Source organism: Bradyrhizobium sp. USDA 3256, from assembly GCF_054058275.1.
This window is the reverse complement of sequence record NZ_JBSSAE010000002.1, coordinates 1,933,700-1,955,614: the sequence shown is the minus strand read 5'-3', so window position 1 is coordinate 1,955,614 and position 21,915 is coordinate 1,933,700. Positions and strand designations below refer to the sequence as shown.

The following is a 21,915-nucleotide window of genomic DNA, read 5'->3' as shown; positions in this document are numbered from 1 at the left end:
AACAACCGTTTGGCTTGGCCGCCCGCCCGTGGCAATTTCCGGCCAAATCAAGGGGCCCCGCGCGGGCCGGTGAAGGACGATTTGGGCGGATGACGACCTCGACTGACGATTTGGCTCTGGCTTCGGATTTTCGACCTGCGACCTATGACGACTGGCGCAAGCTGGTCGACGGCGTGCTGAAGGGCGCCCCGTTCGAGAAGCTGGTCGGCAAGACCTATGACGGCCTGAAGATCGATCCGATCTACCGCCGCGCCACCAACACAAACCCGCTTGCCGGCCGCGCCGCCGCTGCGCCCTGGCAGATCCTGCAGCGGGTCGATCATCCCGATGCCGCACAGGCTAATGCGCAAGCGCTGCAGGATCTCGAGAACGGCGCGACCGGCCTCGAATTCGAGTTCGCCGGCGGTCCCGGTGCGCGCGGCTTCGGTCTTGCCGACGCCAGCAAGAAGACGCTGGCGCGCGCCTGCGGCGGCATCCATCTCGATGCCGGCATCATGATCGCGCTCAATCCGGTGATCGGCCGCGAGAACGCCGGCGAGACCTTTGCCGACATGGTCGAGGCCCGCAAGCTCGACCCGGCCAAGCTCGATCTGCATTTCAATTACCAGGCGCTCAGCACCATGGCCGTGCGCGGCGCCGCGGCCATCGCCTGGCCCAACTACGAAAAGTCGTTCGGCCAGGTCGTCAATGGCCTGATCAGGCGCGGCTTCAAGGGGCCGTTCGTGCTGGCCGACGGCCGGCCGGTCCATGACGCCGGCGGTTCCGAGGTGCAGGAACTCGCGTTCACGCTCGCGCTGGGCCTCGCCTATCTGCGCATGCTGGAAGGCGCCGGCATCGATCTCGATGCGGCGCGCGCGGGCATCTCGTTCCGCCTCAGCGCCGATGCCGACCAGTTCCTGACCATGGCGAAATTCCGCGCGCTGCGGCTGCTCTGGGCACGGGTCGAGCAGGCCTGTGGGCTTGCGCCGAAGCCGATCTTCGTCAACGCGCAAACCGCCTGGCGGATGCTGACCCAGCGCGATCCCAATGTGAACATGCTGCGCGCGACGATCGCGACCTTTGCGGCCGGGCTCGGCGGCGCCAATGCGATCACGGTGCTGCCGCACACGCTGGCGCTCGGCCTGCCCGACGACTTCGCCCGGCGCGTGGCGCGCAACACGCAACTCGTGCTGCTCGATGAATCCAACCTGGCAAAGGTGTCCGATCCCGCGGCCGGCGCCGGCGGCATCGAGACGCTGACCTCGCAACTCTGCGAGGCGGCGTGGACGCTGTTCCAGGAGATCGAGAAGGCCGGCGGCATCTTCGCCGCGCTCGAGCAGGGGCTGCTGCAAAACAAGGTCGCCGCGACGCGATTGCTGCGCGAGACCAATGTGGCGAAGCGCCGCGACGTGCTGACCGGCGCCAGCGAATTTCCGGATCTGCGCGAGGCCGCCCCCGCGGTGCTGGATGTGAAACCATCAGCGTCGGCGTCCCTCGCCGGCACCAAGGTGAAGTTCGACGCCCTCGCGCCGATGCGGCTCGCCGAACCGTTCGAGGCGCTGCGCGACAAGTCGGATGCCGCGCTGAAGGCGCATGGCGCACGGCCGAAGATATTCCTGGCCAATCTCGGCACCCCCGCGGACTTCACGGCCCGCGCGACCTTCGCCAAGAGTTTCTTCGAAACCGGCGGGATCGAGGCTATCGACAGCGAGGGTTTTGCCGACGCGGCGGCGCTGGCCGCGGCCTACAAGGCCTCGGGCGCAACGATGGCATGCATTTGTTCCTCGGATAAGGTCTATGCCGCCAGCGCCGTTGAGGCCGCCAGGGCCCTTCAAGGCGCCGGTGCAAGGCATATCTATCTGGCAGGGCGGCCCGCCGACCAGGAAGCGGCGCTGCGGGCGGCCGGCATCGGCGAGTTCGTCTTCGCCGGCGGTGATGCGCTGGCGACATTGCGCGACGCCTATCGGCAGATGGAGCAGACATGAGCGCAGAGGCACCATCGACACCCGTTCTGACCGGCGGCTGCCAGTGCGGCGCCGTCCGATTTGCCGTCTCGGCGGCACCGACCCGGATCAGCATCTGCCACTGCCGGATGTGCCAGAAAGCGTCCGGGGCGCCATTTGCCTCTTTCGCCGACATCGATCGCAACGACTTCAAATGGACCCGCGGCAAGCCCGCCGCGTTCAGGTCCTCCTCGATCGCCGAGCGCGACTTCTGCGCCGCCTGCGGAACGCCCCTGAGCTTCCGCCGCATCGACGGGCCGCGGATCGAGATCATGACCGGCGCCTTCGACCGGCCCGACCGGGTGATACCGACGCAACAATTCGGAACCGAGTCCCGCCACGGCTGGGTGGTCGGCATTGCCAACCTGCCGAGCCAGACCACGATGCAGAATTACGGACCGGACAAGATGGCGACGATCGTCAGCCATCAGCATCCGGACCATGATTGAGTTAGAAGCTACAGCGATTGATCGAACGCAATCGCCAGTTTGAGGAAGCCCAGGAATGACCCGCATTCCCAATTTCGCCGATGTCGCCTTCCAGCCCGTGGCCAGTACGGCTCCGGTTGCGAGCGCCGAGCCCTGGCTGACGCCCGAGGGCATCCCGGTGAAATCCGTCTACGGTGAAGCCGATCTCGAAGGCATCGACTTCCTCGAGACCTGGCCGGGGATCGCGCCCTATCTGCGCGGCCCCTACCCGACCATGTATGTCAACCAGCCCTGGACCATCCGGCAATATGCCGGCTTCTCCACGGCGGAGGACTCCAACGCCTTTTATCGCCGCAACCTCGCGTCCGGACAGAAGGGCCTGTCGGTCGCCTTCGACCTCGCCACCCACCGCGGCTATGACTCGGATCATCCGCGCGTCTCCGGCGACGTCGGCATGGCCGGCGTCGCGATCGATTCCATCTACGACATGCGCACGCTGTTCGCCGGCATCCCGCTCGACCAGATGAGCGTGTCGATGACCATGAACGGCGCGGTGCTGCCGATCCTCGCGCTATTCGTCGCGGCTGCCGAGGAACAGGGCGTGCCGCCGGAGAAACTGTCGGGCACCATTCAGAACGACATTCTGAAAGAGTTCATGGTGCGCAACACCTACATCTATCCACCTGGCCCCTCGATGCGGATCATCTCGGACATCTTCGCCTACACCTCGCAGCGGATGCCGAAATACAATTCCATTTCCATTTCCGGCTACCACATGCAGGAAGCCGGCGCGACGCAGGACCTCGAGCTCGCCTATACCTTGGCCGACGGCGTCGAATATCTGCGCGCCGGGCTGGCCGCGGGCCTCGACGTCGACCGCTTTGCGCCGCGGCTGTCGTTCTTCTGGGCGATCGGCATGAACTTCTTCATGGAAGTCGCCAAGATGCGCGCCGCGCGGCTGTTGTGGGCCAAGCTGCTCAAGCAGTTCAATCCGAAGGATCCGCGCTCGCTGTCGCTGCGCACCCATTGCCAGACCTCGGGCTGGTCGCTGACCGCGCAGGACGTCTTCAACAACGTGATGCGCACCACGATCGAGGCGATGGCGGCAACCCAAGGCCACACCCAGTCGCTGCACACCAACGCGCTCGACGAGGCCCTGGCGCTGCCGACCGACTTCTCCGCGCGCATCGCCCGCAACACCCAGCTGTTCCTGCAGCAGGAGAGCGGCACCAACCGCATCATCGATCCCTGGGGCGGCTCCTATTATGTCGAGCGGCTGACCCGCGATCTCGCGCAGAAGGCCTGGGGGCACATCCAGGAGGTCGAGGCGCTCGGCGGCATGGCCAAGGCGATCGAGGCCGGCGTGCCGAAGCTCAGGATCGAGGAAGCTTCCGCCAAGACGCAGGCGCGGATCGATGCCGGCCGGCAGGCGGTGATCGGCGTCAACAAGTTCAAGCCCGAGAGCGAGAAGCCGATCGACGTGCTCAAGGTGGAGAACTCCACCGTGCGGCGGCTGCAGATCGACAAGCTGGCGCGGCTCAAGAAGGAGCGCAACCAGAAGGACGTCGATGCGGCGCTCGCCGCGCTCACCCGCTCGGCGGGCGAAGGCAACGGCAATTTGCTGGCGCTGGCGATCGACGCCGCTCGCGCCAAAGCCACCGTCGGCGAGATTTCGGACGCCATGGAAAAGGTGTTCGGCCGCCACCGCGCCGAGATCAAGTCCATCACCGGCGTCTACAAGCGAGAGGCAGCGGCGATGTCCAACAAGGTCGAAAAAGTGCAGGCCCTGATCGATGCGTTCGAGGAGGCCGAAGGCCGCCGCCCGCGCATCCTGGTGGCGAAAATCGGCCAGGACGGCCATGACCGCGGCCAGAAGGTGATCGCATCGGCGTTCGCCGATGTCGGCTTCGACGTCGATATCGGGCCGTTGTTCGCGACCGCCGACGAAGCCGCCCGTCAGGCAGTCGAGAACGACGTCCACATTCTCGGCGTCTCCTCGCTTGCCGCGGCGCATCTCACCGCGGTGCCGGAATTGAAGGCCGCGCTGAAGAAGCACGGCCGCGACGACATCATGATCATCATCGGCGGCGTGGTGCCGCCGCAGGATTACGACGCGCTGTATGCGGCCGGCGCCGAGGCGATCTTCCCGCCGGGCACTGTGATCTCGGATGCCGCCGAGGAGCTGATCCACAAGCTCAACGCCCGGCTCGGCCATAGCGCTGCAGCGGAGTAGCGCTGCCGTATCCCCTCTCCTTTCAGGAGCTTTCCATGCGCGCCGCTCGCTCGATGACGCCTGTCCGCATCGTGGGTCTTGCCGGCGTGCTCGCTTGCCTCTGCCTTCCCGCGCGCGCCGCCGATCCCAAGGCCGATCCGAAGCCCGACGCCGCGATCAAGAACGCAAGCATCGAGGCCAGCGTCTATCTCGACGACAAGATCAAGGGAGATAGTGCGCTGGCGGCCGATTGCCTCGCCGAAGGCCGGAAGTGGATCGAGAAGAATGCGGCGGAGGCGGCTTCCGCGCGGAAGGATGAGCCCAAGCTCTTCAAGGATCGCGGCGGCTACTCGTTCGAACGCAAATACTCCGAACGCTCCGTCGTCGACGGCCGCTATGTGAGCGTGCTGCGCGATGACTACATGGACACCCACGGCGCGCATCCGAACTCCGACGTCAACACCATCCTGTGGAATACGACGGCGAAGAAGCGCATCAGCATCCGCCCCTTCTTCACCGAGACCGCAGACAACAGCCCGACCCTGACGGCGATGCGCAAGGCCGTCGTCAGCGCGCTGAACGCCGAGAAGAAGCGGCGCGGCGCCGGCGAGACCGCGACCGCCGGGTGGTACAAGGAGCTGAAGCCCACCCTGCTCAAGATCGGCGCCGTGACGCTGGCGCCGTCGACCGTATCAGGCAAGAGCTCCGGCCTCACCTTCCACTACCCGCCCTACACCGTCGGCCCCTATGCCGAAGGCCAATACGTCATCTTCGTGCCGTGGGAGACGCTGAAGCCGTATCTGACGGCGGAAGGCACGAAAATCTTCGCCGGCGCGCGGCCGAAGGGCGACGCAGACGATCGAGACTAGAACATGACGAAGTCAGGTTGAACCGGTCTCGAGGCAAGGCGCGGCACCTGCCATATGCCCCAGGGCGAGCGTGCGTCTGCGCGATTTCGGAATATTGGAAAAATATCCGTGAGTTGCCCGACGTGTCAAGTAGCCGGGTCGAACGCCGGCCACCGCAGGCTACTTTGCATGGGGTTGTTTTCGATATTTTGGCAACGCGCCTCCCCCCTCCCGCGAGTGACCCGCAAGCGCGAGAGAGAGTGCACCACCGCCTTTGCGGCCATTCAACCTCATCACCTCATGTCCGAGGCGTCATCAACAAGCCGCGCCGGTGCCGATCCGCGTTCCCCTCGCCTGCCATGGCCAGCCGTTGTAAACCAACACCATGACCTCACCGAAGCCTGCCGCTCCCGACATCAGCGCCCTCGCCAAGGACCTCCGTGACGGCCACCGCGCCGCGCTGGCACGGGCGATCACGCTGGTCGAGAGCCGGCGCAGCGATCACCAGGCGGCGGCGCGCGAGTTGGTGCAGGCGCTCTTGCCCGACACCGGGAAGGCGGTACGGGTCGGCATCACCGGTTCGCCCGGCGTCGGCAAGTCGACAACCATCGATGCGCTCGGCATGTTCCTGATCGAGCGCGGCCACAAGGTCGCGGTGCTGGCGGTCGATCCGTCCTCGGCGCGCACCGGCGGCTCGATCCTCGGCGACAAGACGCGGATGGCGCGGCTCGCCGTCTCGGACCAGGCCTTCATCCGCCCCTCGCCCTCATCGGGCACGCTCGGCGGCGTCGCGGCGAAGACCCGCGAGGCGATGCTGCTGTGCGAGGCCGCCGGCTTCGACGTCGTGCTGGTCGAGACCGTCGGCATCGGCCAGTCCGAGACCGCGGTCTGCGACATGACCGACTTCTTCCTGGCCTTGATGCTGCCGGGCGCCGGTGACGAGCTGCAGGGCATCAAGAAAGGCCTTGTCGAACTCGCCGACATGATCGCGATCAACAAGGCCGACGGCGACAACCTCAAGCGCGCCAACCTCGCCGCCGCCGACTATCGCAGCGCGCTGCACATCCTCGCGCCGCGCTCCGAGCACTGGCATCCGCCGGTGGAGACCTATTCCGCCCTGACCGGCGCCGGACTCGACCGGCTCTGGCAGAAGATCCTCGACCACCGTACCGCGATGAACGCCTCGGGCGAGTTCGCCGGCCGCCGCCGGGAGCAGCAGGTGAAGTGGATGTGGTCGATGCTGGAGAGCCGGATGATGGCGCGACTGCGCTCTGATGCCGCGATCCGCGCCAAGGTGAAGAAGATGGAGGCCGAGGTCGCCGGCGGCCGCATCTCGCCCGCGGTCGCGGCCGAACAGATCGCGGAGATGCTGCGTTGAGCGGCAGGCTGCGCATCCTCGTCACCGGCTTCGGGCCGTTTCCGGGTGCGCCGTTCAACCCGACCATGCCGTTGGTGAAGCGGCTGACCGCCCTGCGCCGCCCGGCCTTCGACGACGTCGCGCTGTCGAGCCACATCTTCGACGTCACCTACGCGGCCGTCGACCGCGAATTGCCGGAGCTGATCGCAAAACACCGCCCGCAGGCGCTCTTGATGTTCGGGCTCGCCGGCCGCACCGGCTATCTGCGGATCGAAAGCCGCGCCCGCAACGCGGTGACCACGCGCTTCCCCGACGCCGGCCGCCAGCATGCACGCAAGGGATCGATCGAGGGCGACGCCGATGCACGCATGTTCGGGCCGCATACTGACAAATTACTGCGCGCCGCGCTGGCGACCGGGATCGACGCGCGAGCCTCGCGCGATGCCGGCAGCTATCTCTGCAACTATCTGAGCTGGCGCGCGATCGAGGCCGTGAACGGCGACAATGACTTGTGCCTCGCGCAATTCGTCCACGTTCCGCCGCTCGCCCATGACGGCACGGCTGCACCCGGCAAATCATCGATCACGCTGGAAGCGCTCGTCGATGCCGGCGAGGCCATGCTGATGGAGCTGGTGAAACTGACCCGGCAGGCCTCGCGCGCGTGAGCGTGCGGATCGGGCGGTGCAAGTGCACGCCCCTAGTTGGCATCCTCCAACTCACGCGTACGCAAGCTGCGCATCATTTCAATGAATTCAGGCTCCGCAGGATCGATCTTGCGGAATCTGTAAGGTTCGAACCCAATCATCGGAGGAGGTAGCGCGACGCCTGCCAGCCCGACAGTCAGACTCCCCGTCCAGGTCGTCCCGATGAAATTGACGCGGTAGATGCGCCCCTTGTGCAGCAAATGATGGATCGCCACTACCGGCCCAATGGCTCCTTTCTTCGGGCCATTGTCGATGCAGACAACCAGGTCTCCCACGTCAAACACCGGTCTCTCCTCTCAAGCCAGCGGGCGAGCAATAGTCCAGACGCGTCAACCGTAGACCCCCAGCAAATACTAAAATTGGATCGAATGACGAGGTCTGCAGCGGCCATTCAGTGTCGTCCCGGCCATCGCCCGGACGACGCCTGGGAAGGAACCGTGGGCCCGCATTCTCCCCGGTTTCAGGCCAGCGAATGCGGGGCATCCAGTACGCCGCGGCTTCTCGGCTCAAACACAAGCGTCTCTGGAATGCTGGATCACGCGCATGCGCGCGTGATGACACCGGGGAACGCCTCTTTGACAACGTGAAGCGGTTGCACCCGCGATTAACCCTACCGCCAACAATCGGCCCGCTGCGAGGGCGTGTTCACCATGCCGCGCCGCCTTTCGCGCTACCACTCGACCCGCGAACGTCACCGCTCGCGAATGTTGCGAGGGCCTTGCCCATGGACGTCAACCGCCGCCATCTGATCGGAGCAACCGCCGCCGGCGCGGCCGGCGCGCTTGCGATGTCGCCTGACGCTGCGCGCGCCGCCGCGCCATCGACCGGCTCGCTCGGCCGCGACGTCACGCAATATGGCGTGCGCCCCGGCGGCCCCGACGACCAGACCCGCAATCTGCAGCGCGCGATCGATGATGCCGCACGGGCGCAGGTGCCGCTGGCGTTCCCGCCCGGCGTCTACCGCACCGGCCTGTTGCGGCTTGCGCCCGGCAGCCAGCTGATCGGCGTGCGCGGCGCCAGCCGACTGGTGCTCAACGGCGGCGCCTCGCTGCTGGAGGGCGAAGGCGCCGGCGGCATCGTCCTGATGGGCCTGACCTTCGACGGCGGCAACGTGCCGCTGCCGAACCGGCGCGGCCTCGTGCACTGCCTGTCCGGCAGAGACATCCGCATCACCGATTGCCGGTTCACCGGCAGCGGCGGCAACGGCATCTGGTTCGAGCAGATGTCGGGCGACGTCAGCAACAACGTCTTCACCGAGATCGCGACCACGGCGCTGGTGTCGTTCGACGCGCTCGGCCTGATGGTGTCGCGCAACACCATCCAGGGCACCAACGACAACGGCATCGAGATCCTGCGCACCGCGATCGGCGACGACGGCTCGATCGTCGCCGACAACCGCATCGAGGACATCAAGGCCGGCCCCGGCGGCTCCGGGCAGTACGGCAACGCCATCAACGCCTTCCGCGCCGGCAACGTGATCGTGCGCGGCAACCGCATCAAGAACTGCGACTTCTCGGCGGTGCGCGGCAATTCGGCTTCCAACATCCACATCACCGACAACAGCGTCAGCAATGTCCGCGAGGTCGCGCTATATTCGGAGTTCTCCTTCGAGGCCGCGGTCATCGCCAACAACACCGTCGACGGCGCCGCGATCGGCGTCTCCGTGTGCAATTTCAACGAGGGCGGCCGCATCGCGGTGGTCCAGGGCAACATCATCCGCAACCTGCTGCCGAAGCGCCCTGCAGGCACCGACCCGAACGACGGCGCCGGCATCGGCATCTATGTCGAGGCCGACAGCTCCGTGACCGGCAATGTGATTGAGAATGCGCCGACCTTCGGCATCGTCGCCGGATGGGGCAAGTACCTGCGCGACGTCGCGATATCTGGCAACGTGGTCCGCAACGCCTTCGTCGGCATCGGCGTCTCGCTGGTGCCGGGCGCCGGCACCGCGTTGATCAACAACAACATGATCTCCGAAACCCCGCGCGGCGCGGTGGTTGGGCTCGACCATGCCCGCCCGATCACGCCGGATCTGTCGGCAGGCGGCGCCCAGCAATATGCGCAGCTCGTGGTCGGCGCGAACGCGGTGCGGCGCTAGATCCGGAAAATGCGAAGCGGCTTTTCCTCGCGACAAGCGCGGAGATCATGCTCAAAAAAAGCGCTAAAGCGACCGCCTACAGCGCGTTGCGCAGCAGCGGGTAGCGTCGCTGGATGGTGTCGAGATCGAGCACCGGCGGGGGCATCGCCGGAGGGGGCATCTCCAGCGGCGGCGCGTCGGCAACGGTGGGCGGCTCCTCGAGGACCTCGGCGACGGTCTCCAGCGCGGCAGCGACCGCGGTCATCGCAGCCTCCGCCAGGACTGCCGCCTCAGACCGGCGCTCCGACATCGGCGAGATGTCAGGCGGCGGCAGTTTCGAACTGCCGCGGCCGAGCCAGGACAGGTCGATCGGCGAATTGTCGAGCGAGGCTTCGCGGGTCAGCAATTCGCGCCAGATGTCGACCGCGGCGCGGGCTTCCCTGATGTTCTCGAGAAAGGCCTGCTCGCTGTGATAGCGCCGCCAGCGCCCGGTATCGAACAGTTCGGTAAGGTGCTCCAGCCTTTGCTCGGCGAGGTTGCACCAGCGTGCAACGATCTCCTGGCCTCTGGCCACGTCGGTCCGATGTGTCATTCAAGTTGCCCGCAGGAAAAGAAACGGACGCAGACGCAACCGAACCGAACCGAACCGAACCGAATCAACTGGACGTGACGCCGATATTCTGTGGAAAAGGTAAATAAAGTCTAACTAAATTCTTAATCGCGAACGGGCGATCGAAGAAGTCCGCTCTACTACGGAGTTTCTCGCTCGAACTGCCTCAAGTCATCGACTTGCCGTGGTGGCGATGCGCACCGCTCCTGGGGCGGAATGATCCACAGCAAACCGCCGCCGCCGTTGCGCGCATGCCCATCCCATCCCTCCGCGATCGGTCGGCGCCATCGTGCCGCGCACCGTCGAGTCCGTCATGCAAGGGTGCCCCCAAAATGAAAGACCCGTCCGGGGGGACAACCGGACGGGTCAAAGCCATATGGGCGCTTGGGGTGGATGGGCGCTCGCGCCTGATATAGCCGGGGAGGGTTAAACCGCTCCCACACACATAAGTCGTGAGAGGAAGGCGGACGTTCAAATCGCCGGCGATTTTTTTAACCTTCTCGCGTCGCGGTTCCATCGCACCGTTGCAGGCGTTCGGCGTCGAAAATCACTGCGCAGCACGGCGATTTGCAGTGGAATCCTCCGATGCGATCGATGGCGCGGGTTCAGTCGACGTGCGGCTCACGGAAGTGTTATTGCCGTCGGCCTGCCGTGCAGGCTGCGACGGTTTGTCCGCGGCAGAGCCAACGGGAGCACTGGTCGCCGCCATCACCGCGGCAAGCGCATCCGCTTCCCCTGCACCGAACAGATCGTCACGTCCAGGTGTCCCGAGATCGCGCGCCGTGCTGGTCAGGACTCGTCGCACCTCGGCGGGCTTCAATGCCGGATTGCGTTCCAGCACCAAGGCCGCGATGCCGCTGACGAACGCAGCCGAAAACGAGGTGCCCGACATCAGCTGGTACTTGCCGCCAGGCACCGGCACGAGAAGGTCGGCGCCCGGGGCCGCCAACGCGATATGGCTGCCGCGGTTCGAGGCCGCCATCAGCCGTTCGCCGGCATCGGTGCCACTGACCGCGATCACGTCGGGATGGGCGGCCGGATACAACGGCGGCGATGTCGCGCCGGCATTACCGGCCGCGGCGACCAGCACGACGTCCCGTGCCACAGCGGCGGCCACCGCACGCTCGACAAGTGCGTCCTTCGGTCCGGCGAAGCTCATGTTCACGATCTGCGCGCCATGCGCCACCGCGTAGTCGAGACTCCTGAGGATCACATAGGACGTGCTCCCGGCGCCGCCCGCGACCGCACCGAAGGCGCGGATCGCCAGGATCCGCACTTCCGGCGCGCTCCCCGTGAGCCTGACACGCGCCGCAATCGCGCCGGCAATGGCGGTGCCGTGGGCGTTTGGAGCATCCTTGCTGCCGAGCGCATCGAAGGCATCGGCGACCGTGTTCGCCAGCTCCGGATGAGCGACATCGACGCCGGAATCGATCACGGCAATGGTGACATTCATCCCGCGCGCCAGCTTGTGGGCCGCGGGCAGATGCAGCTGTGTCGGGGCATATTGCGCCGGATCGCTGCCGCCCGACGCCGCCTCCTGGTCCTGCAACGCGTAACGGTAGTTGGGCTGTACGGAGCGGACGCCGGCATCGCTTGCGAGTTCGCGGCTCGCCATTTCGGCCGAACGATTGCCCGGGATGCGGAACCGGCCGATCGTCGCACCCAGCAGCGCGACATTCTGCGAGGCGATCCGCCTCAACCCATGACGGCGCGCGAGTGCATCTGCCTCCGCCGCCGTCAATGCACCGTCGATTTCGGCCACGAGCTCATTCGGCACGGTTCGCAAGCTCGACGCGTCCTGCGCACGCAAACTGCCGCCGCCGCCGGCCCTGCCCTTCCGCGCTGCGGCCTTCCCGCCGCCGTTGCCGGCAACCGGCCGGTCGGTACATTGGCCGCGATCGCCGTCATCGCAATTGGCGGAGAGACGGGGCGCGGGGCGCACTGGGGGCGGCATGCGCGGTCGCGGCCCATCGTCGGTCCACGACGTGGCCGGGCCGCGGTCCACCGATAGCGGCGGCATGCGGCCAACTGGGTTGCCGAACCCGCCGGCGGGATTGCCACCAAGCCTTCCGATGCCGGGATTGGCCCGCAACCCGGGCGAGACCTGTGGCGCGCCACCGGTCGGCGATCGCATGAAATTCTGGGCGGAGGCGGAGCCGGCAACACAGACCAGCAACAATGCTGCGGCTGCGGCGATCGCGTGGTTCGTCGATCTGGTCCGGCCATTGGCGGCCATGGTGACCTCAACTCGGCGTAGAATCGTCAGCCACCGATTACGGCGTTTCCACCGCGAGGCTGACGATCTTCTCCTTCTGCAAACGCGCAATCAGCGCAGCGACGCTGCTCTTGTCCATTGCGCGGAACTGCAGCCGGAACATCCCGCCCTTCCCGTCGAGGATCGAGGCCTGGTAATTCTCGAGCAGCGACGTGATGTCGGCGACCCTGGCATCGGGTGTGAAGCGCACCAGCAGCCGGGTCGGCGTCGCCGCCACGCTGGCGCCGAGGTCGCGGGTGATCGGCGCACTGGGCGCGACCGGCGCACTGCGCTCGGCGACATCGAGCGACGCCGTCTGGAACAAGGCCGGCTGGCTGCGCATCAGCACCGCGCCGATCACGCCCGCCTGCAACAACACCACGACCGCACCGAGGCCGGACGACCACGCCAGCGTCCGCGGCGACAATTTCGAAAAGAACTCCGAGACGGAGGCCGACATGCGCGAGCCCATCGACGGCTTGTGCTCCGGCTCGGCATCGATCGCGGCGAACAGCTTCTGCATCGCGCGCGCCGAGGGCGCACCGAGGCTCTCGTTGAGGCCGATGGTCTCGGTATATTCCTCGCGAATGACGGCATATTGCCGGGCGAGCTCCGGATCGCTCGCGAGCGCGTCCTCGACGCGGCGCGTGTCACGCGCGTTCAGCGTGCCGGCCGCGTGCCAGGGCAGCAGCATCTCGATATCGTCAGGCTCTTGCACCTTTGTTCTCGCAGCCATCATGGCCAACCTCGCTCGACACCGGCTGCCTTCAGCAACTCGGCAAGTTTCTTGCGCGCATAGAACAGGCGCGTCTTCACGGTATTCTCCGGAATCCCCACGATCTCAGCGACATCTTCCACGGATTTCTCGTGATAGTAGACAAGATCGACAATTTCCCGATGTTCCGCCGATAGTCCCGTCAAGCACCTACGCAGCGTGTCACCGGTGTCCTTCTTCTGCACTACCGTTTCCGGATCGTCGGACGTGTCCTCGATCGCGTTCGCGGCCTCATCGTCCAGTTCGGCGTCCTTCCTTCGCCGCAGCGAAGACAACGCCTTGAACCGGGTAATTGCCAGAAGCCAGGTCGAAACGGCGGATCGTCCCTCAAACTTGCCCGCCTGACGCCACACGTCCAGGAAGACCTCGCTGATGAGGTCTTCCGCCACCTGTTCGTCCCGCACGAGCCGAAGCCCGAAGCGGTACACCCTGACATGGTGCCGCCCGTACAGCACCTGCATGGCAATCCGGTCGCCTTGAGCGATCCGAGCGATCAGAACGTCGTCTGAAGCCGCCTGTGTCGCGCTCAATGGCCGTCTCGCAAAGTTGGTCTGAAGGGGGCGGTGCGTGGTTCGACGCGAGAGCCAAGATTCTTCACATTACGGCAATGTCCGTACTGCATGTGTGATCTATGCCACAGTCGGCGCTTCCAATGAGGAAAAATCAACCGAGACTCGATAAACGGTATCATAATAGTGAGAACTCTCGCGGACAGGTACCATCCGGCGCGACCATACCAAGGCTTTATCGGCAAGCCAGCACCGTCACGAAGTCCGCCACAGCGCACGCTTGCCGCACATCGCTCCCGCCTCGCCTCCGCGAACGGATTCCCCTTACGAAACAAGGGCGATGACCGGGTTACACCGGGGTAGATTCGGTTCCAAAAGATACCAAACCTAAAGGCTTTCCCACGTAGATTTTCGCCGGATTTCACCAATGGCGGGACCATGGGCAGCGCTGCGTCGTCACTTCCCAGCCCGATCGCGGGCGCATCGGAAAGCGGCCGTCCCAGGCTGACGGCCGAGCGCCTGGCGCGCCGGGCCAAGCAGCGCCGCCAGATCCAGTCGATGATTGCGGCCTGCTTCGTGCTCGACGCCGTCGTGCTGCTGATCTACGCGCATGGCGGCACCACGTCCGTTTGGGTGGCGGCGGGCTACGCGCTGACGGGCCTGTCTTTGGTCGCCGTCTATGTGGTGCTCTCCGAGCGCGGCTTTCACGAGCGCTTCCGCGACCACTATCTGGTCGCGCCGCAATCGGCGATCAACATGGTGAACCTGCTGGTGTTCACCTACATCGCGCCGGAAGTCGGCGTGCTGTTCCTCTGCAACCTGTTCGTGGTGTTCGGCTTCGGCGCGCTGCGCACCTCGGCGCGGCAGACCGCGATCGTCTGGACCGTCATGGTGCTGGGCCTCGCCGCGCTGTTCCTCGGCACCGACAAGGCGATCGGGATGCCGACCGCGACCCGGATCGATCGCCTCGCCACCATGCTGGTGTTCGCGCTGACGATCGGGCGCTGCATGTGCCTCGGCATCTTCTCCAGTTCGATGCAGCAATCGCTGTATCAGAGCGGACTGAAGCTGAAGGAGGCCTATCGGCGCATCGAGGAGCTCGCGGAGCTCGATGAACTGACCGGCACCTCCAATCGCCGCAGCATCATGCGCACGCTCGAAGAGGAGATCGCGCGCTGCGCGCGCAACGGCAGCTCCTGCGCGGTTGCGCTGATCGACCTCGACCATTTCAAGCGCATCAACGACGTCTACGGCCATCCGATCGGCGACGAGGCGCTGCGCACCTTCGCCATCGGCATGTTCGCCAACCTCCGCAGCGTCGATCGCTTCGGCCGCTACGGCGGCGAGGAATTCTTGCTGGTGCTGCCCGACCTGTCGCAGGATCAGGCGATGCGCGCGCTCGAGCGGTTGCGCGCGATCATCGCCGATCTCGACTGGAGCGCATTCTCGCCCGGCATGCGGGTGACGATCTCCGCAGGCGTCACGACGCTCAAGCCGCGCGAAAACTCCGATACGTTGCTCGCCCGCGCCGATGGCGCGCTTTACGCAGCCAAGGCCAGGGGACGCAACCGCATCGCCAGCGCCTGAGATCCTCCATTTCCTCTTCGGCGCCGGAGAAGCCGTCGCCACTGCTCCAGGACAGAGTCATGAGCTTGAAGCCCGAGACCGCCCCCGAAAGTCTGCTCGACGAGCTGCAGACGACGCTCGCGCACGGCACCGTCGCACGCCGCGTCGAGACGCTGCGCCGCGTGACCGACCTCTTCATCAACGGCTCGGTGAACTATTCCAACGAGCAGATCGTGCTGTTCGACGACGTTTTCCAATGCCTGCTCGAGCACATCGAAAACTCGGCCAAGGCGTTGCTCGCCGACCGCCTCGCTCCGATCGACACTGCACCGCCGCAGACCATCCGCACCCTTGCCTTCGACGACCTGATCGAGGTCGCGGGCCCCGTGCTGACTCTGTCGCCGCGGCTCGACGACGACACCCTGATCGAAACGGCGCGCAGCAAGAGCCAGGCGCATCTGCTCGCGATCTCGAACCGCAAGACGCTGAGCGGCGCCGTCACCGACGTGCTGGTGCTGCGCGGCAATGACGAGGTGATCCAGAGCGCGGTCAACAATCCCGGCGCGGAGTTCACCGAGCGCGGCTTCACCCGCCTGGTCAGCCGCGCCGAGGGCGATGACAACCTGTCGACCTGCGTCGGCCTGCGCCCGAACATTCCGCGGCATCTCTATCTCAAGCTGGTCGCCAAGGCCTCGGACGCGGTCAGGCAGCGGCTCGAGGCTGCCAATCCGCAGCAGGCCAAGGAGATTCCGATCGCGGTGAAGGAAGCGACGCGACGCGCGCGCTCGGCGCCAGCCGCCGTGACGCCGGACACCACGATCGCACATGCCTTGGTCAAGTCGCTCTACCAGGACGGCCGGCTCGACGAATTCCAGCTCGCAGCCTTCGCCGAGGCCGGCAAGTTCGACGAGACCAACGCCTCGCTCGCCGCGCTCGCCAACGTCTCGGTCAGCGTCGCCGAGAACATGATGATCGAAACCCGCGCCGAAGGCGTCATGATCCTGGCCAAGGTCTCGGGACTGTCATGGTCGACAGTGCGGGCGATTATCAACCTGCGCGACGACATCTCGGGCGGCGAGCCGACCGATTTGCAGGCCTGCAAGGACACCTATGAGCGGCTGCGGCCGTCCACCGCGCAGCAGGTGCTGCGCTTCCATCGCATGCAGCAGTCCGCGCCCGCGGCCTGATTTCCCGCAGCCCGGATGCAGCGAAGCGCAATCCGGGGACCTGTATCCGCGGATGGAGCTGTCCGGATTTCGCTCCGCAGCATCCGGGCTACGAAGCTCTCTTCCCCTTCCCCCTGAAAGGGGGAAGGTCGGGATGGGGGTCAGCCGCAGGCGACGCTGCTCTTGGAGAGAGCCGATCCCCACCCCGCTTTGCTCTGATGAGCAAAGCAACCGCCCCTTTTCAAGGGGAGGTTGGGTCGCAGCCGGATTTCGCGGAGCTGTTATCGGGCGCGCGTTCGCGCGACCCGTTGGCTCCAGCCCGACTACGATTGCTCAATATCGTAGCGCCCGGTTTCCCATCAGCGCGCCGACGCTCGCGACGATCGCGGTCGCCAGCGTGTACCAGGTGGCAACGAACAGCGGCGAGTCATCCGTGCAGTGCGACGCGTAGACGGTCGCCGCCAGCCCCGCCGAGAGCAGGCCGGCTATCGCGCCGGCGACAGCCGGCCGCGCCGGCGCGCCCTGCCGCAGCCCGTACAGCGCGCCGACCAGCAGCGGCAGCGACATCGCGGGGATCGCGGTCATGCAGGCCATCGAATTTTTGCCGATCAGCCGCGTCATCATCGGCGTACGCTGCGGCATCATCATCTCGCCGCTGATGGCGGCGACGAGGATGCCGGCAGGAATCAGCAGCCACCAGCCGAAGCCGCGCAGCGAGGCCTCCGGGCGCGACAGATGCAGGCTGACCGCGATCGCCGAGGCGGCGAGCGCCAGCGTCACGGCGAATTTCAGGTCGAAGAACGGATTGTGCATCGCGCTCATCACGTCGGGCCGCACGCCGAGTTCGGCGAAGAAGATCAGGAGCGAGACCGGCGCCGCCGCCAGCAGTGCCAGCATCAGCGCAAGACCGATCGGACGCGCGCGATAGGCATTGTCGGCGGCAAGGGTTCGAATGAGTTGATCGGTATCCATGCTCATCGATCCCGTAATTTCGCAGTGAGGCTCGCAAGCCCGCGATGCAGCGCGACCCGCACCGCGCCCTCGGTCATCGAGAATTTCGCCGCGGTGTCCTTGATCGAGGCGCTGTCGACCGCGATCGATTGCAGCACCTCGCGCTGCCGCGCGGGCAAAGCCTGCAATTGGGCGCTCACCTCGCTCGGCGAGGCCGTCGGTTCCGGCGTTTCCCCGGGCAGCGTCTCGGCGAAATCATCGATGTTGACGAAGATCCGCTTGCCGCGGCGGCGCAGCGCGTCGATCAGCTTGTTGCGCGCGATCGCGAACAGCCAGGGCGCGAACGCCGCGCTGGTGTCCCAGGTCTGTCGCTTCAAATGTACCGCCAACAAGATGTCCTGCACGATGTCCTCGGACTGATCGACCGGTTGTCCCGCGCGCGCCAGGCCGCGGCGCGCTGCGGCACGGAGTACCGGCGTGATGGCCTTGAGCAGGCGATGATACGCAGCATCATCGCCTGAAATGGCCGACCGCATCAGGCCGGTCCATTCATCCTCACGTTCGCGCACGCAGGCTCCTGAATTGCAATTCGGCCGATCTTTCAGTTCGTTACGCGGCACGCCAAACGATCACGAATTCGTGATCTCTATCCTCCGGCAAGACCGCGCCGAGGATCGGCCTCAAAGAATCGCTCCGGCGGGTTTCCAGACGTCACGGCTCATAACACCGATCGGTCCGACAAGCATCGGTGCTGCTGCCGTCGATGGGCCGCTGGGAAGAAATTGCCCAGCTTTTGCCCCCGGATGCCCGAAGATTCCCTTTTTCTGCCCCGGTGTGGACACGCAGCGGGGTCTCTTTTCGCCCTTGGGCGGGCGACATGGGGAGATCATCAAAATGAAGATCAAAGCCGGCGGGCGCTTGGCATTGATGGTTGCGACAGGACTGACAGGCCTTTTCGTAGGTCTCGCCGGTCCGCTGGCGGCGCATGCGGCCGGTTCGGACGCATCGGCATCGAAATCCGACAGCGCAACGACCGAGAAGTCCGCGCAACAGAGCTCCCGGCATGGCCGGCGCCATGCGCGTCGCCAGTCCTCCAAGACGGCCGACAAGTCCGAGAGCAAGAAGGCCACCAATAACGACGCCGGCAGGGTCACCTCGGCAGGCATTCCCGCCACCGTCGCCAACGCCAATGCGGAGCTGACCTCCGGCGACGACAATGCGGCGGCGACGCCGGTGAAAGCCAATGTGTTGATTGCCGCGGCCGACAAGCCGGCAGACCAGTCCGACGGTAATGTGGTCGCATCCGACCAGCTCAACGAGGTCGACCGCGCCCTGCAGCAGGAGCAGCCGGCGGAACAGCCGCAGCCGGCCCAGCCGCAGACCGCTCAACAGGAGACACCGCCCGGGCCGCCGCCGACGGTTGCCGTGGCTGCACCCAAGCCGGCCCCGGTTCTGGCGAGCAGCGACAGCGCGAGCTGGGACCAGACCTCGCTGATCGGGAAGATCTTCATCGGCTTCGGTGCCCTGCTCACGGTGGCCTCCGCCGCGCGCATGTTCATGGCCTAGCGGAGGCGCCTGCGGTGCGGCGCGGGGGGCGCCGCACCGCAGCCCAAAGCCTCGCTTCAGCCACTTGAAGCGCATCCCGTCAGCGGGCACATTGCCCGGCAAATCAGGCACGGGGTTTGCGTCCATGGCTATGTTCGAATTCATCATTGTTGAAAGCAAGGGACCGGTCGGCGTCATCACGCTGAACCGGCCGAAAATGCTGAATGCGCTCTCGTTCGGCGTATTCCGCGAGATCGCAGCGGCGGTCGACGATCTCGAGGCCGACGACAAGATCGGCTGTATCCTGATCACCGGCAGCGAGAAGGCGTTCGCGGCCGGCGCCGACATCAAGGAGATGCAGCCGAAGGGCTTCATCGACATGTTCAACAGCGACTTCACCGCCATCGGCGGCGACCGCGTCGCCCGTTGCCGCAAGCCGACCATTGCCGCGGTCGCGGGCTATGCGCTCGGCGGCGGCTGCGAGCTCGCGATGATGTGCGACATCATCATCGCCGCCGACACCGCCAAGTTCGGCCAGCCGGAAATCACCCTCGGCACCATTCCCGGCATCGGTGGCACGCAGCGCCTGACCCGCGCGATCGGCAAGTCGAAGGCGATGGACCTCTGCCTGACCGGGCGGATGATGGATGCGGCGGAAGCCGAGCGCTCGGGCCTCGTGTCGCGGATCGTGCCGGCCGACAAGCTGCTCGAGGAGGCGCTCGCGGCAGCCGAGAAGATCGCCTCGATGTCGCGCCCGGCCGCCGCGATGGCCAAGGAAGCCATCAACCGCGCATTCGAGACGCCGCTCGCGGAAGGCATGAATGTCGAGCGCAACCTGTTCCACTCGACCTTCGCGCTCGAGGATCGCTCCGAGGGCATGGCGGCGTTCATCGAGAAGCGCAAGCCGGTCAACAAGAATCGCTAACCCTTTCGGCTCCGTTGCAAGGCCGCGGTGACGAGCGCGCGATAGGCGCGCTCGGCGAAATGCGCCGGCTTGTCGAGACCGAGCCGCGCCAGGCATTCGCGGTCGGCGGCATCGGGCGGATGCCGCATGCCCTGCCACAGCAGGCCGGCGAGTTGCAGCGGCGTGTGCTGCGCCTGCCGCAAGATCTGCAAAGCCGGAATCAGCCGCTGCTCGACATCGGTGAAGTCGCTGCCGAACGGGAATGACGGCAGCAGCCCGGCGTCGCGCGCGGGCCTCAGCGCAGCACTGATGCGCTCGGGATAATTTTCGCGATGCGCCGCAGGAATCTCGTAGCTGCGCGGCAGCTTGCCGGCATCCTTGGCCTGCCGCATCAATTCACCCTGGAAGCGGGAGTCCGAGACCTGCAGCATCGCGGCGATCACGTCGGCATCGGATTTCCCCCTGACGTCGGCGACGCCATATTCAGTGACAAAGACATCGCGCAGATGCCGCGGGATGGTCTCATGTCCATAGGACCAGCGGATGTTCGACTGCGCTTGCTTGCCGGACTGACGGGTCGCCTCCAGCGCCAGCACAGAACGTGCGCCCTCGAGCGCGAATGCCTGCGCCACAAAATTATACTGGCCGCCGACCCCGCTCACGACCTGGCCGTTCTCGAGACCGTCCGAGATCGCAGCGCCGAGCAGCGTCGCCATCATCGCATTGTTGACGAAGCGCGCATCGACCCGGGCGCGACGCTTGCCGTCCTCGTCGCCGAAGATCTCGTTGGTGAAGGAAACCGGCATCATCTGGATTCGCACCAGCCGCTCCGGTGCCATCTCACGCAGCGCCCGGTAGAATGATGGCGGGCCCAGGAAGAATGCGCCGTGCAGGATCACGCCGCCGACCTCGCGCTTGAGGATGCCGGCGTCGATCAACCCGAGGAACGCCTCGAACAGCATCTCGCTGACGCCGTAGAGACCCTTTTCGAACGACCCGGTCTCGGCCGCGGCGAGTTGCCCGGTACCGGGCGCAAGGCGCCGCATGATGCCGTGGAATTGGGCGTTGTCGCGATGGCGGACCACGAGCCCCTGCGCCAGCGCGTCGCCGACCTGCCCGATGCCGATCTGCAACGTGCCGCCGTCGCGGACCAGACCAGCGGCGTGCAAGCCGATCGCATATTTGGTGTCGCTGATCGGCTCGGACGGCGGCGCGAACAGCGAGAAATCGGTCTCGGGACTGTCGAGCACCGCGGCGAATTGATCCGCCGGCAGGTCGCCGGCGCCAGGCATGAACGGCAGCTCGGAATTGACCTGGCCGATCAGCTTGAACGACGCCCGCCCCTGCGCACGGGCGCGCAGCACGTCGAGCGTGGTGTCGGTGTTGCAGCTCAGGCTGTAGCGCGGCACGCCGTCAACCATGCGCTTGGCAACGAGCTGAGGCACGACATTCAGTCCGCGCGCCAACAAATATGACGCCGCATGGGTGTAGTTGGCGGAAATGTAGTGCTGTTGCGCGAATGGCTGGTGCAACCACTGCCCCGCGAGGAAGAAGAACTCGATCACCTTGATGTTGGGCGGAAGTGCGCCATGATGCAGCGCATCCGCGTAGGCTAGATCCGGATAGCCGCCGAACAGGCGGTCGATCACAGGTCCGATGAAACGCCGTTCGAGCAGGCTCTTCGGCTTCGGCTTTTCCAGCGTCAACGCGGAGAACAGCGTCAGGTTGATGGAGCGGTCGGCCACCGCCCGCGCATACAGCGCGTTGACGATGTGGTTGGCCTTGCCGAGGCCGAGCGGCAGCCCGACCACCAGTTCGGTTCCGACGTCACGAATGATGTGCTCCGCGATCGCCTCGGGGTCGGAGAAGAATATCGGCATCAGCAATGGACCCGGACGAGACGGTGGATAACCGGCATCGTTGAATCGACGGCCGGCGGTTCAAACTTATACTTCATATGACCGATACGTGCGCCTGTGACGAACCGGCAACAGACAAGAACTGAAATGATGTGCAGATGTCGCGCG

The 21,915-nt window shown here is 65.8% G+C and carries 19 protein-coding genes; 11 read left to right on the top strand and 8 right to left on the bottom strand.

The features are described from left to right. The first annotated feature begins 89 nt into the window (after positions 1-89). The 6 genes from ACVWY5_RS10755 (at position 90) to ACVWY5_RS10730 (ending at position 7,492) form a co-directional block, all read left to right on the top strand. Entirely contained in the window at positions 90-1,964 is a 1,875-nt protein-coding gene (locus ACVWY5_RS10755) for a methylmalonyl-CoA mutase family protein (protein WP_028331648.1), read from the top strand. After that, positions 1,961-2,431 (top strand): GFA family protein, encoded by a 471-nt coding sequence (locus tag ACVWY5_RS10750; protein WP_028331649.1) that lies wholly within the window; start codon positions 1,961-1,963, stop codon positions 2,429-2,431. The genes ACVWY5_RS10755 and ACVWY5_RS10750 overlap by 4 nt, the downstream gene beginning before the upstream one ends. Positions 2,432-2,486: 55 nt before the next feature. Beyond that, positions 2,487-4,643, top strand: coding sequence for a methylmalonyl-CoA mutase (scpA, locus tag ACVWY5_RS10745; RefSeq protein ID WP_028331650.1), 2,157 nt, complete (start codon positions 2,487-2,489; stop codon positions 4,641-4,643). Between the two features lie 35 nt (positions 4,644-4,678). Continuing rightward, entirely contained in the window at positions 4,679-5,491 is an 813-nt protein-coding gene (locus ACVWY5_RS10740) for a DUF3298 and DUF4163 domain-containing protein (protein ID WP_080666917.1), read from the top strand. Between the two features lie 364 nt (positions 5,492-5,855). Continuing rightward, positions 5,856-6,848, top strand: a complete 993-nt coding sequence (gene meaB, locus ACVWY5_RS10735) for a methylmalonyl Co-A mutase-associated GTPase MeaB (RefSeq protein ID WP_028331652.1) — start codon at positions 5,856-5,858, stop codon at positions 6,846-6,848. Beyond that, positions 6,845-7,492, top strand: coding sequence for a pyroglutamyl-peptidase I (locus tag ACVWY5_RS10730; protein ID WP_028331653.1), 648 nt, complete (start codon positions 6,845-6,847; stop codon positions 7,490-7,492). Before meaB ends, ACVWY5_RS10730 begins: the two co-directional genes overlap by 4 nt. Positions 7,493-7,524: 32 nt before the next feature. Here the strand turns inward: ACVWY5_RS10730 and ACVWY5_RS10725 are convergent, their stop codons facing one another. Further along, positions 7,525-7,815, bottom strand: a complete 291-nt coding sequence (locus ACVWY5_RS10725) for a hypothetical protein (protein WP_028331654.1) — start codon at positions 7,813-7,815, stop codon at positions 7,525-7,527. Between the two features lie 440 nt (positions 7,816-8,255). Between ACVWY5_RS10725 and ACVWY5_RS10720 the strand changes: the two genes are divergently transcribed. Then, a complete protein-coding gene (locus tag ACVWY5_RS10720; RefSeq protein WP_028331655.1) occupies positions 8,256-9,629 on the top strand; it encodes a TIGR03808 family TAT-translocated repetitive protein in 1,374 nt (457 codons plus the stop codon). 76 nt (positions 9,630-9,705) lie between these two features. Here ACVWY5_RS10720 and ACVWY5_RS10715 read toward each other — a convergent pair whose 3' ends face one another. The 4 genes from ACVWY5_RS10715 to ACVWY5_RS10700 form a co-directional block, all read right to left on the bottom strand. Beyond that, positions 9,706-10,200, bottom strand: coding sequence for a TIGR03809 family protein (locus tag ACVWY5_RS10715; protein WP_028331656.1), 495 nt, complete (start codon positions 10,198-10,200; stop codon positions 9,706-9,708). Between the two features lie 565 nt (positions 10,201-10,765). After that, the gene (locus tag ACVWY5_RS10710; RefSeq protein WP_028331657.1) at positions 10,766-12,454 is read right to left on the bottom strand and encodes a S8 family serine peptidase; all 1,689 of its coding nucleotides are present in this window, start codon (positions 12,452-12,454) and stop codon (positions 10,766-10,768) included. Between the two features lie 37 nt (positions 12,455-12,491). Beyond that, positions 12,492-13,211, bottom strand: a complete 720-nt coding sequence (locus tag ACVWY5_RS10705) for a hypothetical protein (protein ID WP_028331658.1) — start codon at positions 13,209-13,211, stop codon at positions 12,492-12,494. Then, positions 13,208-13,777: a sigma-70 family RNA polymerase sigma factor gene (locus ACVWY5_RS10700; protein ID WP_028331659.1), complete on the bottom strand. Its 570-nt coding sequence runs from the start codon at positions 13,775-13,777 to the stop codon at positions 13,208-13,210. The genes ACVWY5_RS10705 and ACVWY5_RS10700 overlap by 4 nt, the downstream gene beginning before the upstream one ends. A 417-nt stretch (positions 13,778-14,194) precedes the next feature. On the opposite strand from ACVWY5_RS10700, the gene ACVWY5_RS10695 reads away from it, so the two are divergent. Both ACVWY5_RS10695 and ACVWY5_RS10690 read left to right on the top strand, forming a co-directional pair. Continuing rightward, the gene (locus tag ACVWY5_RS10695) at positions 14,195-15,343 is read left to right on the top strand and encodes a GGDEF domain-containing protein (RefSeq protein ID WP_028331660.1); all 1,149 of its coding nucleotides are present in this window, start codon (positions 14,195-14,197) and stop codon (positions 15,341-15,343) included. Positions 15,344-15,402: 59 nt separating this feature from the next. Continuing rightward, complete coding sequence (locus ACVWY5_RS10690; protein WP_028331661.1) at positions 15,403-16,509, top strand: DUF2336 domain-containing protein; 1,107 nt, start codon at positions 15,403-15,405, stop codon at positions 16,507-16,509. A gap of 312 nt (positions 16,510-16,821) precedes the next feature. On the opposite strand, the gene ACVWY5_RS10685 is transcribed toward ACVWY5_RS10690, so the two are convergent. After that, entirely contained in the window at positions 16,822-17,460 is a 639-nt protein-coding gene (locus ACVWY5_RS10685) for an NrsF family protein (protein WP_028331662.1), read from the bottom strand. Positions 17,461-17,462: 2 nt separating this feature from the next. After that, positions 17,463-18,008, bottom strand: a complete 546-nt coding sequence (locus tag ACVWY5_RS10680) for a sigma-70 family RNA polymerase sigma factor (protein WP_028331663.1) — start codon at positions 18,006-18,008, stop codon at positions 17,463-17,465. A 325-nt stretch (positions 18,009-18,333) separates the two neighbouring features. Between ACVWY5_RS10680 and ACVWY5_RS10675 the strand changes: the two genes are divergently transcribed. Together ACVWY5_RS10675 and ACVWY5_RS10670 are read left to right on the top strand one after the other, a co-directional pair. Continuing rightward, a complete protein-coding gene (locus tag ACVWY5_RS10675; RefSeq protein WP_038377096.1) occupies positions 18,334-19,005 on the top strand; it encodes a hypothetical protein in 672 nt (223 codons plus the stop codon). Positions 19,006-19,129: 124 nt separating this feature from the next. Then, positions 19,130-19,909, top strand: coding sequence for an enoyl-CoA hydratase (locus tag ACVWY5_RS10670; RefSeq protein ID WP_028331665.1), 780 nt, complete (start codon positions 19,130-19,132; stop codon positions 19,907-19,909). Here the strand turns inward: ACVWY5_RS10670 and ACVWY5_RS10665 are convergent. After that, complete coding sequence (locus tag ACVWY5_RS10665) at positions 19,906-21,768, bottom strand: acetyl-CoA hydrolase/transferase C-terminal domain-containing protein (protein ID WP_028331666.1); 1,863 nt, start codon at positions 21,766-21,768, stop codon at positions 19,906-19,908. The two genes, ACVWY5_RS10670 and ACVWY5_RS10665, sit on opposite strands and share 4 nt — an antisense overlap. Between the last annotated feature and the right edge of the window lie 147 nt (positions 21,769-21,915).

Excerpts from the sequence above, each read along its gene's own strand:
- ACVWY5_RS10715 (WP_028331656.1), bottom strand. The coding sequence starts at position 10,200 with ATGACACATCGGACCGACGTGGCCAGAGGCCAGGAGATCGTTGCACGC.
- ACVWY5_RS10705 (WP_028331658.1), bottom strand. The coding sequence starts at position 13,211 with ATGATGGCTGCGAGAACAAAGGTGCAAGAGCCTGACGATATCGAGATG.
- ACVWY5_RS10690 (WP_028331661.1), top strand. The coding sequence starts at position 15,403 with ATGAGCTTGAAGCCCGAGACCGCCCCCGAAAGTCTGCTCGACGAGCTG.
- ACVWY5_RS10755 (WP_028331648.1), top strand. The coding sequence starts at position 90 with ATGACGACCTCGACTGACGATTTGGCTCTGGCTTCGGATTTTCGACCT.
- ACVWY5_RS10750 (WP_028331649.1), top strand. The coding sequence starts at position 1,961 with ATGAGCGCAGAGGCACCATCGACACCCGTTCTGACCGGCGGCTGCCAG.
- scpA (WP_028331650.1), top strand. The coding sequence starts at position 2,487 with ATGACCCGCATTCCCAATTTCGCCGATGTCGCCTTCCAGCCCGTGGCC.
- ACVWY5_RS10740 (WP_080666917.1), top strand. The coding sequence starts at position 4,679 with ATGCGCGCCGCTCGCTCGATGACGCCTGTCCGCATCGTGGGTCTTGCC.
- ACVWY5_RS10685 (WP_028331662.1), bottom strand. The coding sequence starts at position 17,460 with ATGGATACCGATCAACTCATTCGAACCCTTGCCGCCGACAATGCCTAT.
- ACVWY5_RS10710 (WP_028331657.1), bottom strand. The coding sequence starts at position 12,454 with ATGGCCGCCAATGGCCGGACCAGATCGACGAACCACGCGATCGCCGCA.
- ACVWY5_RS10695 (WP_028331660.1), top strand. The coding sequence starts at position 14,195 with ATGGGCAGCGCTGCGTCGTCACTTCCCAGCCCGATCGCGGGCGCATCG.
- meaB (WP_028331652.1), top strand. The coding sequence starts at position 5,856 with ATGACCTCACCGAAGCCTGCCGCTCCCGACATCAGCGCCCTCGCCAAG.
- ACVWY5_RS10670 (WP_028331665.1), top strand. The coding sequence starts at position 19,130 with ATGGCTATGTTCGAATTCATCATTGTTGAAAGCAAGGGACCGGTCGGC.
- ACVWY5_RS10665 (WP_028331666.1), bottom strand. The coding sequence starts at position 21,768 with ATGCCGATATTCTTCTCCGACCCCGAGGCGATCGCGGAGCACATCATT.
- ACVWY5_RS10720 (WP_028331655.1), top strand. The coding sequence starts at position 8,256 with ATGGACGTCAACCGCCGCCATCTGATCGGAGCAACCGCCGCCGGCGCG.
- ACVWY5_RS10675 (WP_038377096.1), top strand. The coding sequence starts at position 18,334 with ATGAAGATCAAAGCCGGCGGGCGCTTGGCATTGATGGTTGCGACAGGA.